Here is a 14342-nt window from a genome sequence, read left to right as displayed (position 1 = left end):
ATACTATCTTGGCGCCCATGGATCCCGCCACCCTCTTTGCCGACCTGCAGTCGCCGCGCCACCGCCGCGCCCTGGGCCGGGCCATCACCCTGGTGGAGAGCAACCGGCCGGAAGACCAGGCCGCGGCCGCCCAGCTGATCGCCCTGGCGGAACGATGCCGCCCACCGAAACCCACCTTCCGGCTGGGCATCAGCGGTACGCCGGGGGTGGGCAAGTCCACCTTCATCGAAGCCTTTGGGCTGGAGCTCGTCCGCCGCGGCCACCGGCTGGCCGTGCTGGCCATCGATCCCACGAGCAGCCTGAGCGGCGGAAGCATCCTGGGCGACAAGACCCGCATGGAGTTGTTGACCCGGGAGGAGGCCGTCTACATCCGCCCGAGCCCGAACGCCGGGGAGCTGGGGGGCGTGGGACCCGCCAGCCGGGCCGCGGTGCTGCTCTGCGAGGCCGCCGGCTACGACTACCTGATCGTGGAAACGGTAGGGGTGGGGCAGGCCGAATGGCAGGTGCACGGCATGACCGACGCCTTCCTGCTCCTGGCCCAGCCCGCCGCCGGCGACGACCTGCAGGGCATCAAGCGCGGCATCCTGGAGCTGGCCGACCACCTGGTGGTCAATAAGGCCGACGCCCTGCCCCGGGAGGCGCGCCTGGCCGCCGCCGAACTGCGCCGCGGCCTTCACCTGGCCCCGGCCCGCCCCGACGGATGGACGGTGGAAGTGGCCACCGCCAGCGCCCTGACCGGAGCGGGGATTCCGGAAGTGGCCGACCGCCTGGAAGCCTACCGCGAGCGCCTGGGGCCCGCCCTGGCCGACCGCCGTCGCCGCCAGCGCGGGGCGTGGTTGCGGGAGCACATCCGCCGCGAACTGCTCCGAAAACTGGATGTTTACCTCAAGTCGCGCGGGGTAGAAAACGACGAATTACTCAACCACCTCGACGAACACATCACCATTCCCGCCGCCGCCGATGTTATACTGGCGGACTTTCTAAAATCGACTAAATCATGAGATCATTTTCCACCCTGGCCCTTATCGTAGGCATTCTGGCCATCCTGCTGATCGCGGGGTGCACGAGCTACAACGGATTCGTGAACGCCGAGGAAGACGTCGAGCGGGTCTGGTCTGACGTGGAAACCCAGTACCAGCGTCGCTCCGACCTCATCCCGAACCTGGTGAATACCGTGAAGGGAGCCGCGGAATTCGAACGCGGAACGCTGGAATCGGTCATCGAGGCCCGCGCCAAGGCCACCTCCATCAACATCGACGCCGACAACCTGACCCCCGAAATGCTGGAGCAGTTCCAGGCCGCCCAGGCCCAGATCTCTTCCGGACTGGGTCGCCTGCTGGCCACCGCCGAGGCTTACCCCCAGCTGCAGACCAACCAGCAGTTCCAGGCCCTCCAGGACGAACTGGCCGGTACCGAGAACCGCATCGCCGTAGCCCGCAGCCGCTTCAACGAGGAGGCCACCGAGTACAACAAGCAGATCCGCCGCTTCCCCGGTGCCCTGTTCGCCAGCGTCTTCGGCTTTGAGGAGAAGCCCCAGTTCCAGGCCGAAGCCGGCGCCCAAAACGCCCCGACGGTAGAATTTTAATGGTAAGGTTCTTCAATAAAGACGAGGAGGACCGCATCGTTGCGGCCATCCGGGAAGCGGAAACGGCCACCTCCGGGGAAATTCGCGTGCACGTCGAAGTCGGCGCTCGCAAACCCGCCCTGGAGGTGGCCAAACGCCTTTTCGGTGAGCTGGGCATGGACCAGACCCAGGACCGGAACGCCGTGCTCATCCTGCTGGCCGTGGACCGCCGGGAGTTCGCCATCGTCGGCGACGAGGGGATCAACCGGGTGGTGCCCCGCGACTTCTGGGATGAGGAGCGCGACCTGATGCAGCAGCACTTCCGCCGCGGCGATTTTGCCACCGGCATCGAGCTGGCCGTGCAGCAGATCGGGCGCAACCTCAAGGAGTACTTCCCCTACCAGAGCGACGACGTGAATGAGTTGCCCGACGAAATCAGCTACAACTAGACCCCAATCGCTCCCCCCCGGGAGCCCGTAAACCCCCTGCCGTGAACCTATCCCGCCAACGCCCCCTGTTTAGTCTGCCCCGCTGGACGGCGTTGGTCGTGCTGCTGTTCACCGCCTGGAGCCTGGTGGCCCAGCCCGAAATCCCGCGCAGCACCAACCAGTTGGTCAACGACTTCGCGGGCCTGATGACGGCCGCCCAGCAGGCCGAACTCACCCGCCAGCTCAATGATTACGCCAAGGAGACCTCTACCCAGATCGCGGTAGTGACCGAGGCTTCCCTCCAGGGGCAGCCCGTCTTCGACCGCAGCCTGGCCATCGCCGAAGGGTGGGGGATCGGCGGCTCCGAGGACAAGGACAACGGCGTGCTGATCTACGTTGCCCGTGACGACCGCAAGATCTACATCCAGACCGGCTACGGGGTGGAGGGCTTCCTCAACGACGCCCGCGCCGGCCGCATCATCCGCAACATCATGACGCCGGCCTTCCGTCGGGGCGACTACTACGCCGGCATCTCCGGTGCCGCCCAGGCCATCATGGACGCCGGCCGTGGCGAGTACACCGCCGACCAGGTGCCGGAAGAACAGCCGGGCGTCCACCCGATCTTCGTATTCATCTTCATCTTCGTCATCTTCATGCTGCTGAACCGCTTCGGCAACCGCCACGACGACGATGACGACGGCGACGGTGGCTACTGGCGCGGCGGCCACTACGACGGGCGCCGTAGCCCACGCGGGCGGCGCGGCGGCGGTTGGTTCATCCTGCCCGGTGGCTTCGGCGGCGGCGGGGGTGGCGGCGGCGGCTTCGGCGGCGGTGGCGGAGGATTTGGCGGCTTCGGTGGCGGCGGCTTCGGCGGCGGCGGTGCCGGCGGGGGCTGGTAGCCTTAACGCTTCGTTGACAGCCAAAATCGGTCGCCCCGCGTTAGGAGTATCTTAGCCCTAAATTCCCCGACCATGCGCTTCCTGGTACTCCTTTGCTTTTTGGCCTTTTCCGCGGTAGCTGTCGGACAGTCGGCCGCGGCCGCCGTCTGGGACGACCTGTCCAAGGTCACCTACGAGAAGAAATACGACGAACTCCTCGGCTTCAAGGTCGACGTGCCCGTCTTCGGCAAGGACGTCAAGGCCCTCGAGGGCAAGGTCATCGAGATCAGCGGCTACATCGTTCCCGTGGAGGGCTACAAGAGCCACAACGAATTCGTCTTCAGCGCCTACCCCTACAATATGTGTTTCTTTTGCGGGGGCGCGGGTCCCGAAACCGTCATGGAAGTCCAGGCGAAGGAACCCGTCAAATACCGTACCGAGCGAATCACCCTGCGGGGCAAGCTGCGCCTGAACAACGACAACATCAACCAACTGATGTACCTGCTGGAAGACGCCGAGCAGGTGCTCACTAAATAACCCCCCCGCGGCCCCTGAACCCCCTGCCATTGAAGACTTACCTTTTCCTTTCCGGCTTCCTTTTACTGCTGTTCACCGCGTCCTGTACCAACGACGCCGGCCCCCCCGTCCAGGACGTGGCACCCGCGGCCCCGCCCCGGGAAGCCAAGCCCGTCCCGAAGTTTGACCGCGACAGCGCCTACGCCTTCGTGGAGCAGCAGGTGAACTTCGGCCCCCGCGTGGTCAACAGCGAAGCCCACCGGCACACCCGGGAGTGGCTCATCAGCAAGCTGGAGGAATTCGGGGCGGAAGTCAGCCGCCAGGATTTCACCGCCCGGGCCTACGACGGCACCGAACTGAACGCCACCAACATCATCGCCCGCTACGCCCCCGAGCGGGAAGACCGCATCCTGCTGGCCGCCCACTGGGATACCCGCCCCATGGCCGACAGCCCCCTGGAGGACGACCCCAACGCCGTAGTGAACGGTGCCGATGATGGCGCCAGCGGGGTAGGGGTACTGCTCGAGATCGCCCGCCAACTGGGCATGAGTGATCCCGGCATCGGAGTCGACATCGTGCTGCTCGACGCGGAGGACTACGGGCAGGCTAACGGCGGCAACCGCAACAGCTGGGGACTGGGTGCCCAGCACTACTCGAGGAACGTGCCCGCCCCCAAACCGCGCTTCGGCATTCTGCTGGACATGGTGGGGGCCCGCGACGCCACCTTCGCCGTGGAAGGCTACTCGGAAAAGTACGCCCCCGAAATCGTGGGCAAGGTGTGGCGGCTGGCCAAGAGCATGGGCTACGAGAGCTACTACGTCAACGAAAGGGGAGGGGCGGTCACCGATGACCATTTCTTCCTGAATACCATGGCTGGCATCCCCACCATAGACATCATCAACCACCGCAAGGATACCGAGAGCGGCTTCGTACCCCACTGGCACACCGGCGACGACAACCTGGACGTCATCGACAAGCGGACCCTGCGGGCCGCGGGGCAGGTGGTGCTGGCTACGGTCTTCCGGGAGGCGGCTGGGACGTTGTAGGTTATATCCACCTTCGGGGAAACCAGTTACATCGCGGAAATCCTTGATAACCCTTCGTCCTTTTGTCTAGCTACAAAAGGACCAAAAAAGCATGCCTTTGACCTCGCCTTTTTCGGTCGGCGTAACCCAAAAGGACGGAATGCTGCAAACTCGCAAAACGATCTGCACTCCGGAGCTAGTCAGAGGATAGCCCCCCATGCGTTTTCCAACCTCTAACCCTAGGTCGCTCAAACAGTGCAGCCTTCTGATCGCCCTTTTGCGCTTCGCCGACCGGGCGATCTCAAGGGCGATCCCCCTTTCTGTTCGTTGCGTACCAGATCCACGTCAATTGGCAGGCGATAAAAGAATGGTGGGCCTGAGCCAGAACCGCTGCAAGCGAAAAATCTGCGCCCGTCCGCGAGCAAAGTGAGCGGCAACATCTGTGTAAATCAGCGAACCCGAATCCGCGAAATCCGCGGTTGCCTCTCCTGCGCCAGTGGCGGAGAAATCAGCGGTGAACCCTACTTGACAATAGCCCCTACTGAGCCGAGCGCAGCAGGTTACCCATATCCACTTTCGGGCCGATGAGGCCGGCGAGGTCTTCCTTCTTCACCCGCACCTGCTCGAGGGTATCGCGGTCGCGGACGGTGACGGTGCCGTCTTCCAGGCTGTCGAAGTCGACGGTGATGCAGAAGGGGGTACCTACGGCGTCCTGCCGGCGGTAAAGCTTGCCGATGGAACCGGTGTCGTCGTACTGCACCTCAAAGCGGAAGCGGAGGTCGTTGAAGATCTCCTTGGCCATACCCACCAGCCGGTCGTCGTTGCGCTTCAGGGGCATGATGGCGGCCTTGACGGGGGCGATGGCCGGGTGGAGGGCCAGTACGGTGCGGGTGTTGTTGGGGTCATCCTGGCCGGGTACCTGCTCCTCGCGCAGGGCGTGGGTGAGGGTGGCCAGGAAGAGGCGGTCGGCGCCGATGGAGGTTTCGACCACGTAGGGTACGTAGCTTTCCTTGGTTTCGGGGTCGAAGTACTGCATCTTCTTGCCGGAGAGCTCCTGGTGGGCGCCGAGGTCGAAGTCGGTGCGGCTGTGGATGCCTTCGAGTTCCTTGAAGCCGAAGGGGAATTCAAACTGGATGTCCACGGCGGCGTCGGCGTAGTGGGCCAGGTTGTCGTGGTCGTGGAAGCGCAGCTTCTCCTGGGGGTGGAGGGCCAGGTGCCATTTCAGGCGGGCCTCCTTCCACTTTTCGTACCAGTCCTTTTGGCTGCCGGGCTGGACGAAGAACTGCATCTCCATCTGCTCGAACTCCCGCATGCGGAAGATGAACTGGCGGGCGACGATCTCGTTGCGGAAAGCCTTGCCGATCTGGGCGATGCCGAAGGGCAGCTTTTGGCGGGTGGTCTTCTGGACGTTGGTGAAGTTGACGAAAATGCCCTGGGCGGTTTCCGGGCGCAGGTACAGCTTGCCTTCCTCGCCGGCGATGTTGCCGAGCTGGGTGGAGAACATCAGGTTGAACTGCCGCACGTCGGTCCAGTTCTTGCTGCCGGTATCGGGTTCGCTGATGCCGAGGTCCTCGATGATCTGCTTGAGGCCGGCCATGTCGCCGTCGGTCATGGCGGTGGCCAGGCGGGTGGCTACCTCGTCGTACTCCCGGGTGTAGCGCTGTACGTTGGGGTTGGTGGCGCGGAACTGGGCCTCGTCGAAGTCGTCGCCGAAGCGCTTCTGGGCCTTGGCGATCTCCTTGTTGATCTTGCCCTCGATCTTGTCCATGTAGTCCTCGATGAGGACGTCGGCGCGGAAGCGCTTCTTGGAGTCCTTGTTATCGATCAGGGGGTCATTGAAGGCGTCGACGTGGCCCGAGGCCTTCCAGGTCTTGGGGTGCATGAAGATGGCCGCGTCGATGCCCACGATGTTGTCGTTGAGCTGCACCATGCTGCGCCACCAGTACTCCTTCAGGTTGTTCTTCAGCAGCACGCCGTTGGGGCCGTAGTCGTAGGCGGCGGCCAGGCCATCGTAGATTTCGCTGCTCTGGTAGATGAAGCCGTTTTCCTTGGCGTGGGCGGTAAGGGCTTTGAAGTCGATTTCGGTGGCCATGGGATAAATTTTGGGGGGGCGAAGATAGTGAAGCCCCAGCTACCTCCGGTGGCAGTGTAGACCTAAGCGAAGCCCAATTTTCCCGGCTTTTCCGGATTCTCCTGCACCTGCGGCCGCGCCCTGTGTTCGCCGAAGTGTACCTTAGAGCCAACCGGATCAGCCATGGGAGAAGAGAAAGTCAACGTACCAACCGCCGAAAGCCACTCGGCTTTCACCCACCACCTGCTGCAGGATGTACAGGCCCTGGAGTACATGCTCAAGCACCAGTGGTTCGAGACGGACACCATCCGCATCGGCGCCGAGCAGGAGATGTGCCTCGTGGATCGCAAGACCCTGAAGCCCTCCCCGAAGAACATCAACGTCCTGAAGCGGCTCAAGCAATACCCCTGGGCCACCACCGAGATCGCCCGCTTCAACCTGGAGACGAACTTCACGCCCCGCACCTTCGGCGGCGACGCCCTGCGGCGCATGGAGGAGGAGAATATGGAGCAGCTGAAGATCGTGAAGGCCGCCGCCAAGGCCAGCAGCGCCCACATCGTGCTCACCGGCATCCTGCCCACCCTGCGCAAGTTCGACCTTGCGCTCGAGAACCTGACGCCCAAGCCCCGCTACCTGGCGCTGATCGAGGCCATCAAGGCCCAGCAGAAGAACGAGCGCGGCTTCGAGCTGAACCTCCAGGGAATCGACGAGCTGCACATCCACCACGACAGCCCCTTGCTGGAGGCCTGCAACACCAGCTACCAGGTACACCTGCAGGTGACGCCGGACACCTTCGTGCCCCTCTACAACATCGCCCAGGCCATCGCCGCGCCCACCTTGGCCATGGCGGCCAACTCCCCCCTGGTCTTCGGCAAGCGGCTCTGGCACGAATCGCGCATCGCCCTGTTCCAGCAGTCGCTGGACGTAAGGACCAGCAAGGAGCACATGCGGCAGTCCGAACCCCGGGTGAGCTTCGGCACGCGGTGGCTGGACCAGAGCATCATGGAGATCTACAAGGAGGACATTGCCCGCTTCCGGGTGCTGCTGGGCACCGAGATCGACGAAGACAGCCTGGAACTCGTAGGGCAGAAGAAGATCCCCAAACTCCGCGCCCTCCAGGTCCACAACGGCACGGTGTACCGCTGGAACCGGCCCTGCTACGGCATCAGTGAGAACGGGATGCCCCACCTGCGCATCGAGAACCGGGTGCTGCCCGCCGGGCCCACGGTGCTGGACCAGACGGCCAACGCCGCCTTCTGGCTTGGCCTGATGATGGGCATGGCCCACGAGTACAAGGACATCCGCGAGCACCTGAGCTTCGCCGACGTGAAGGACAACTTCTCCAAGGCCGCGAAATTCGGCATCGACACCCAGTTCACCTGGTTCAACAACCGCAAGGTGAGCTGCCGCGACCTGATCCTCCACGAGCTGCTGCCGCTGGCGTACAAGGGGCTGCAGGCCCGCGGCATCGACCAGCCCGACATCGAGCGGTACCTCAGCGTGATCCAGGAGCGGGCGGAGGTCCACCAGAACGGCGCCCGCTGGCTGCTGAAATCCTTCACCTCCCTCACCGAGCGGGTGAACCGCGACGAGGCCGTCACCATCCTTACCTCACAGATGGTGAAGTGCCAGCTGGAGCAGGACCCGGTCCACAAATGGCCCATCCCCAAGGTGGAGGACCTGAAGCACTACCGCCCCGTGGGACTGCGGGTGGAGGAATTCATGGAAACGGACCTGTTCACCGTCCGGGAAGCCGACCTCCTCGAGCTGGTGGCTGACCTCATGGACTGGCGCAAGCTCCGCTACCTGCCCGTGGAAGACGAGCACGGCCACCTCTGCGGCCTGATCACCACCCGCAAACTGCTGCGCTACTACATCCAGAAGGGCCGCATCAACAACGACATGAACGACTACCGCACGGTAGGCGACCTGATGATCCGGAACCCGACCACCGTGAGCCCCCAAACCACCATCAAGGAGGCCATGCACCTGATGCGCGGCGGCAAACTGGGCTGTCTGCCGGTGGTCAAGGACAACGAGCTGGTGGGGATCATCACCGAGATGGACTTTTTGCGGGTGGCTGGGCGGCTGATTGAGAGACTCAAGTAAGTACGAACTACAAAGGACGAAGTAGGAAGTACGAAGGTGGAAAGGCCTTTTGCCCGGGACTCGTGCTGCAACCCCACCGGTTCTGTTGATAAGTACGAACTACAAAGGATGAAGTAGGAAGTACGAAGGTGGAAAGGCCTTTTGCTCGGGAATTGCGCTGCACCTCCACCGGTTCTGTTGATAAGTACGAACTACAAAGGACGAAGTAGGAAGTACGAAGGTGTTAGGCCTTTCGCTCGGGAATCGCGCTGCAACTCCACTGGTTCTGTTGATAAGTACGAACTACAAAGGATGAAGTAGGAAGTACGAAGATGTTAGGCCTTTCGCTCGGGAATCGCGCTGCAACCCCACCGGTTCTGTTGATAAGTACGAACTACAAAGGATGAAGTAGGAAGTACGAAGGTGTTAGGCCTTTCGCTCGGGACTCGCGCTGCAACTCCACCGGTTCTGTTGATAAGTACGAACTACAAAGGATGAAGTAGGAAGTACGAAGGTGTTAGGCCTTTTGCTCGGGATTGTACCTGGCACGATGCGGACTGAAGATTCAAGTCGCAGCTATCTTCGTTCAAGCCATGGCAGTAAACGCGGCAAAACAAGCTTGGGGCCCGGAAATCCACGCCTGGATTGAGTGTGAGCCAGGCTTGCCAACGAAGAGCTGAGCGGAAAGTGCATGAGTTAAACGCCCACTGCGAAGCAGCATCTCAACCACCTCGTAACGGGATCAGCGCTCGGGGTAAACGGCAAGAAGGGGATAGAAACCCTACCGGTTCTGCTGGTTTCCAACAAACATCCCCGACCTTCGTACTTTATACTTCCTACTTCATATTTCGTCCTTTCCTATGTCTCACAAGCCGCGCCTGACCCCCATGAACGAGAAGGTCACCCTGCTGTCCATCACGACCAGCCAGTACCTCTCCGAGCAGATATCCGAAGCCTACGGCCACGAACTTGGCCAGTTCCGAGTGGCGCGCTTCAGCGACGGGGAGATGCAGCCCATCATTGAGGAGTCGGTACGGGGGGAGTACGTATTCATCATCGGCAGCACCTTCCAGCCCAGCGACAACCTGATGGAGATGCTTCTGACCATCGACGCGGCGCGGCGGGCTTCGGCCGGCTACGTCTGCGCCGTCATTCCCTACTTCGGCTACGCCCGCCAGGACCGCAAGGATCGCCCCCGGGTACCCATTAGCGCCAAGCTCATCGCCAACCTGCTGGAGGCCGCCGGGGTGGACCGCATCATGACGCTCGACTTCCACGCCGACCAGATCCAGGGCTTCTTCGACATCCCCGTGGATCACCTGCAGAGCCAGGCCATCTTCATCCCCTACTTCAAGGAGCAGGACATGAGCAACGTCATCTTCGCCAGTCCGGACATGGGCGGCGTGAAGCGGGCGCGTGCCTACGCCAAGTACTTCGAGCGGGATATGGTCATCTGCGACAAGTACCGCAAGCGGGCCAACGAGATCAGCGGCATGACCCTGATCGGCGACGTGACCGGCGCCGACGTCATCCTGGTGGACGACCTCGTGGACACCGCCGGTACCCTCTGCCGGGCCGCCGACCTCATCATGGAGAAGGGGGCCCTGAGCGTGCGCGCCATCGCCACCCACCCGATGCTGAGCGGCAACGCCTACGAAAACATCAACAACAGCCAGCTCACCGAGCTCATCGTGTCGGACACCATCCCCCTGCGGCAGAAAAGCGACAAGATCAAGGTGCTGGGCTCGGCCGACCTCTTCGCCACGGCCATCCGGAATACCCACGACAACGCGAGCATCTCGGCGCTCTTCGTCAACTAGGCGGCGGGCCGGCGGTTTACTTTCTTCATGCCCTCACGCAAGCTTTACGACTACAACGCCACCTTCCGCGCGGAGCTCGACCGCCTCAACGACCGGCAGCGGGAGGCCGTAGAGGCCGTCGAGGGACCCGTCATGGTGCTGGCCGGCCCCGGCACCGGCAAGACCCACCTGCTGGCCGCCCGCATCGGCAACATCCTGCTGCGCACCGACGCGGGGGCCCAGAACATCCTCTGCCTCACCTTCACCGACGCCGGCGTGAAGGCCATGCGGGAGCGGCTGCTGAGCTTCATCGGCCCGGAGGCCCACCGGGTGAGCATCTTCACCTTCCACAGCTTCTGCAGCCAGGTGATCCAGCACAACCTCCACTACTTCGGCCGCCCCGGACTGGAGCCTCTCTCGGAGCTGGAACGCATCCGCATCATCCGCGAGCTGCTCGACGGCCTGCCGCAAACCGACCCCCTGCGGCTGGGCTACCATGAAACCTACCACTACGAAGATCACCTCCAGGACCTCTTCGCCCAGATGAAGGCCGAGAACTGGACCGAGGACGAGCTCGAGCAGCGTATCACCGCCTACGTGGACGGTCTGGAGTCTCACCCCGACTTCATCTACCAGCGCAAGTACAAGGACAAGCAGGCCGGGGACCCCAAGACCGGGCTGATCGAAGAGGAGCGCGGCCGCATGGCGAAGCTGGCCTCCGCCGTCCGCCTCTTCCCCCGCTACCAGGAGGCCCTGCGCCGGCAGCGCCGCTACGACTACGGCGACATGATCGGCTGGGTGCTGCGGGCCTTTCACGACCACCCCAGCCTCCTGCGCAGCTACCAGGAGCGCTACCGCTACCTGCTGGTCGATGAGTTCCAGGACACCAACGGCAGCCAGGAGCGCATCATCCGCCACCTCACCGATTACTGGGAGAACCCCAACATCTTCATCGTGGGCGACGACGACCAGGCGATCTACGAATTCCAGGGTGCCCGCCTGAACGCCATGGTCGATTTCCACAACCGCTACGCCCCGGACCTCACCGTGGTGACCCTGACGGAGAACTACCGCAGCATCCAGCCCATCCTGAACGGCGCCGAGGCGGTCATCAACCGCAACAACCTCCGCATCGGTGACCGCCTGCCCCACCGCGGCATCGACAAGCGGCTCAACAGCAACTTCTGCGGGGGCGCGGACGCGGGTGCCCTGCCCGCCGGCGTGAGCTACCTCAGCTTCTCCGACCACCGCCAGGAAACTGGCTACCTCGTCGGTCAGCTCAAGCACTGGCATGATGCCGGCGTGCCCTGGTCGGAGATGGCCGTCATCTACGCCAAGCACAGCCAGGCCGACCTGCTGCGCCACCTCCTGGAACGGGCCGGCATCCCCTACCGCAGCAAGCGGCGGCCCAACGTACTGGACGGCCGCCCGGTACGCCAGCTGCGCGACCTGCTCCGCTACCTGCTGGCCGAGCACGAACGCCCCGGCACCGGGGAGTACCTGATCTTCCGCATCCTCCACTTCCGCTGCTTCGGCCTGCGTCCTCATGACCTGTCGCTCATCAACCTCGGCCGCCTGGACGCCGTGGACGACCGCGGCCGCTTCCCCGACTGGCGAGAGTATCTCCGGCAGTCGGAACTCTACCCCTACGGGGTGGAGGGCACCGACGACATCCGCCGGGTAGCGGAATGGCTGGAGGAAGCCATCGGCCTGATTGGCAGCCTGCCGCTGGCCGAATTCGTGGAGTACGTCCTGAACGGATCCGGACTGCTGGCCGGCGTCCTCCGCGACCCGAACCGCGCCGAGCTGCTGCAGCACCTGGCCACCTTTACCGACTTCGTGGTGCGCGAGATCGCCCGCCGCCCCCGCCTGGCCCTGCGCGACCTGCTCGACACCCTGGACCAGATGGACGGCAACCGCATCGACCTGCCCCTGCGCTCCCACCTCGAGCAGGCCGACGCCGTACTGTTGGTGACGGCCCACAGCGCCAAAGGGCTGGAATTCGAGAAGGTGTGGATGCTGGACTGCTCGGAAAAGAACTGGGGCCCCGGTGGCGGTCGCTCGCGCAGCCGCTTCAAGCTCCCCGATACCCTGACCTACGCCGGGGCGGAAGACGAGGAAGAAGCCCGGCGTCGGCTCTTCTTCGTGGCCCTCACCCGCGCCCGCTCGGAGGTGGTGCTCTCCTGCGCCGAGCTCAGCCCGAAGGACAAACTGCAGCAACACGTCGCCTTCGTCGATGAATTGATTGAGGGCGGGGGCGTGACCCGGCGGGAGGCCAGTCTGGACGCGGCCACCCTGGAGGAACTGGCCCTGCTGCAGCTGAGCCCGAAGGACCCGGCCCGCTTCCCCCTGCTAGAGCGCAGCGCCATTGCCCACCTGCTGGCCGATTTCCGCCTCAGCGTGAGTGCCCTGTACGCCTACCTGGATTGCCCCCTGCGCTTCTACTACGAAAAGCTGCTGCGGGTGCCCGACCGGGAGCGGGAGCGGACGGTCTACGGCTCGGCCCTCCACGAGGCCCTGCAGGACTACTTCCTGCGCATGAAGCGCGACCCGGACCGGGCCTTCCCCAGCCGGGAGGAACTGGTCTACAACTTCGAGATCGCCCTGGCCAAACGCCGCGGCATGCTGTCGCGCACGGGCTACGAGAGCCGCCTGGAGCGCGGGCGCCGGGAACTGGCGAGCTACTACGATACGTACCGCTCCAGCTGGGTGAATGACGTGGAGATCGAGTACCTGATCCGGAACGCCGAAGTGGACGGCATCCCCCTGACGGGCATCATCGACCGGGTGGACGTGATCAGCGACGCCTACGTGCGGGTGGTGGACTACAAGACGAGCACCGGAGGCAGCAGTAAACTGCGCCGCCCCTCCAAGAGCAATCCCTACGGCGGCGACTACTGGCGGCAGCTGACCTTCTACAAACTGCTCTACGACAACCGCCCGGGTACCCTCCACCGCGTACGGGAGGGGCGCATCAGCTACCTGCTCACCAATCCCGATGGCCAACAAACCGAAGAGACCGTTGAACTACTGACGAAGGATACCGACGCCCTGCGCAAGATCCTCCGCGACACCTGGGAGGCCATCCAGGAACAACAGTTCACCGGTTGTGGGAAACCCGAATGCGAGTGGTGCCGCTTTGCCCGTGACCTGACCGACGAGGTGCCGCTGGAGTCTACCGAGGAGGTGTTTGGGCTGGATGATGGGGGGTAGGGGGCTGGTTTCTGGTTACTGGTTGCTGGTTTCTACAGGAAGGGGTTTTCCCGCCGTTCCTCGCCGATGGTGGTGGTGGGGCCGTGGCCGGGGTAGACCACCGTATCGTCCGGCAGGGGCATGAGTTTGGTGAGGATGGAGCCGATGAGGGTATCGTGGTCGCCCATGGGGAGGTCGGTGCGGCCGATGGAGCGGCGGAAAAGGACGTCGCCGGCGATGATGTAGTCTTCCTGGCGGTTGTAGAAGCAGATGCTGCCGGGGGAGTGGCCGGGGCAGAAGAGCACCTCGAAGGTGGCCGACCCCAGGGTGACGGTTTCCCCTTCGTGGATGAAGTAGTCCGGGGCGGGGGAGGGCGTCATCGGCGGCATGCCGTAGGCCTGGACGATCATCGGGGCGGATTCCAGAATGGGTTGCTCGAGAGGGTGGATGCCCAGTTGGAGTCCGTACTTGCCGACCACGTAAGCATTACCGAAAACGTGATCAAAGTGGCAGTGGGTGTTGATCAGCTTGACGGGCCGCAGGCCCAGCCGGTCGATGGTGGCGGTTAATTCCTTTTCCTCGGCCGGGGTGAAGGCCCCCGGATCGAAGATGATGGCCTCCTTGGTGTCGTTGTCGTAGACGAGGTAGGTATTTTCCTGGACGGGGTTCTGGGTCAGGGTGTGTACGGTGGTCATGGGGAAGTACGAAGGTTGAAGGACGAAATACTAAGTGGGAAGGTGCCACCCTAAAAAAAACGGGGGAACCGGAAGCCCGTCTTTGC

At 63.5% G+C, this 14342-nt stretch carries 11 protein-coding genes; 9 read left to right on the top strand and 2 right to left on the bottom strand.

The window, feature by feature from the left end; all coding sequences use genetic code 11:
• Window positions 1-17 precede the first annotated feature (17 nt).
• The 6 genes from meaB to CGL56_RS11625 all read left to right on the top strand — a co-directional run bounded on the left by meaB (window position 18) and on the right by CGL56_RS11625 (window position 4432).
• A complete protein-coding gene (gene meaB / locus CGL56_RS11650; RefSeq protein ID WP_099106733.1) occupies window positions 18-1001 on the top strand; it encodes a methylmalonyl Co-A mutase-associated GTPase MeaB in 984 nt (327 codons plus the stop codon).
• Complete coding sequence (locus CGL56_RS11645) at window positions 998-1585, top strand: LemA family protein (RefSeq protein ID WP_099106732.1); 588 nt, start codon at window positions 998-1000, stop codon at window positions 1583-1585. The genes meaB and CGL56_RS11645 overlap by 4 nt, the downstream gene beginning before the upstream one ends.
• Window positions 1585-2013: a TPM domain-containing protein gene (locus CGL56_RS11640; RefSeq protein ID WP_099106731.1), complete on the top strand. Its 429-nt coding sequence runs from the start codon at window positions 1585-1587 to the stop codon at window positions 2011-2013. Before CGL56_RS11645 ends, CGL56_RS11640 begins: the two co-directional genes overlap by 1 nt.
• Window positions 2014-2054: 41 nt before the next feature.
• Window positions 2055-2891, top strand: coding sequence for a TPM domain-containing protein (locus CGL56_RS11635; RefSeq protein WP_209280385.1), 837 nt, complete (start codon window positions 2055-2057; stop codon window positions 2889-2891).
• Between the two features lie 72 nt (window positions 2892-2963).
• Complete coding sequence (locus CGL56_RS11630; RefSeq protein ID WP_099106730.1) at window positions 2964-3407, top strand: hypothetical protein; 444 nt, start codon at window positions 2964-2966, stop codon at window positions 3405-3407.
• A 23-nt stretch (window positions 3408-3430) separates the two neighbouring features.
• Entirely contained in the window at window positions 3431-4432 is a 1002-nt protein-coding gene (locus tag CGL56_RS11625) for a M28 family peptidase (protein WP_099106729.1), read from the top strand.
• A gap of 517 nt (window positions 4433-4949) precedes the next feature.
• On the opposite strand, the gene CGL56_RS11620 is transcribed toward CGL56_RS11625, so the two are convergent.
• Window positions 4950-6503, bottom strand: coding sequence for a glycine--tRNA ligase (locus CGL56_RS11620; RefSeq protein WP_099106728.1), 1554 nt, complete (start codon window positions 6501-6503; stop codon window positions 4950-4952).
• 162 nt (window positions 6504-6665) lie between these two features.
• On the opposite strand from CGL56_RS11620, the gene CGL56_RS11615 reads away from it, so the two are divergent.
• The 3 genes from CGL56_RS11615 to CGL56_RS11605 all read left to right on the top strand — a co-directional run bounded on the left by CGL56_RS11615 (window position 6666) and on the right by CGL56_RS11605 (window position 13582).
• Entirely contained in the window at window positions 6666-8591 is a 1926-nt protein-coding gene (locus CGL56_RS11615; protein ID WP_099106727.1) for a CBS domain-containing protein, read from the top strand.
• Between the two features lie 839 nt (window positions 8592-9430).
• A complete protein-coding gene (locus tag CGL56_RS11610) occupies window positions 9431-10390 on the top strand; it encodes a ribose-phosphate pyrophosphokinase (protein WP_245184262.1) in 960 nt (319 codons plus the stop codon).
• A gap of 27 nt (window positions 10391-10417) precedes the next feature.
• Window positions 10418-13582 carry an ATP-dependent DNA helicase gene (locus tag CGL56_RS11605; protein WP_099106726.1) on the top strand — a complete coding sequence of 1055 codons (3165 nt, stop codon included), beginning with the start codon at window positions 10418-10420 and terminating at the stop codon, window positions 13580-13582.
• A gap of 32 nt (window positions 13583-13614) precedes the next feature.
• Here the strand turns inward: CGL56_RS11605 and CGL56_RS11600 are convergent, their stop codons facing one another.
• On the bottom strand, window positions 13615-14256 hold the full coding sequence (locus CGL56_RS11600) for an MBL fold metallo-hydrolase (RefSeq protein ID WP_099106725.1): 642 nt from the start codon (window positions 14254-14256) through the stop codon (window positions 13615-13617).
• Window positions 14257-14342: the final 86 nt, after the last annotated feature.

Source organism: Neolewinella marina, assembly GCF_002631205.1.
In the GTDB taxonomy this organism is placed as follows: Bacteria; Bacteroidota; Bacteroidia; order Chitinophagales; family Saprospiraceae; genus Neolewinella; species Neolewinella marina.
The sequence above is the reverse complement of the archived record's forward strand: the minus strand, read 5'-3'. Positions and strand labels throughout refer to the sequence as shown.

Coding starts and splice junctions, on each gene's coding strand:
- CGL56_RS11645 (WP_099106732.1), top strand. CDS start 998: ATGAGATCATTTTCCACCCTGGCCCTTATCGTAGGCATTCTGGCCATC.
- meaB (WP_099106733.1), top strand. CDS start 18: ATGGATCCCGCCACCCTCTTTGCCGACCTGCAGTCGCCGCGCCACCGC.
- CGL56_RS11640 (WP_099106731.1), top strand. CDS start 1,585: ATGGTAAGGTTCTTCAATAAAGACGAGGAGGACCGCATCGTTGCGGCC.
- CGL56_RS11610 (WP_245184262.1), top strand. CDS start 9,431: ATGTCTCACAAGCCGCGCCTGACCCCCATGAACGAGAAGGTCACCCTG.
- CGL56_RS11615 (WP_099106727.1), top strand. CDS start 6,666: ATGGGAGAAGAGAAAGTCAACGTACCAACCGCCGAAAGCCACTCGGCT.
- CGL56_RS11620 (WP_099106728.1), bottom strand. CDS start 6,503: ATGGCCACCGAAATCGACTTCAAAGCCCTTACCGCCCACGCCAAGGAA.
- CGL56_RS11630 (WP_099106730.1), top strand. CDS start 2,964: ATGCGCTTCCTGGTACTCCTTTGCTTTTTGGCCTTTTCCGCGGTAGCT.
- CGL56_RS11605 (WP_099106726.1), top strand. CDS start 10,418: ATGCCCTCACGCAAGCTTTACGACTACAACGCCACCTTCCGCGCGGAG.
- CGL56_RS11600 (WP_099106725.1), bottom strand. CDS start 14,256: ATGACCACCGTACACACCCTGACCCAGAACCCCGTCCAGGAAAATACC.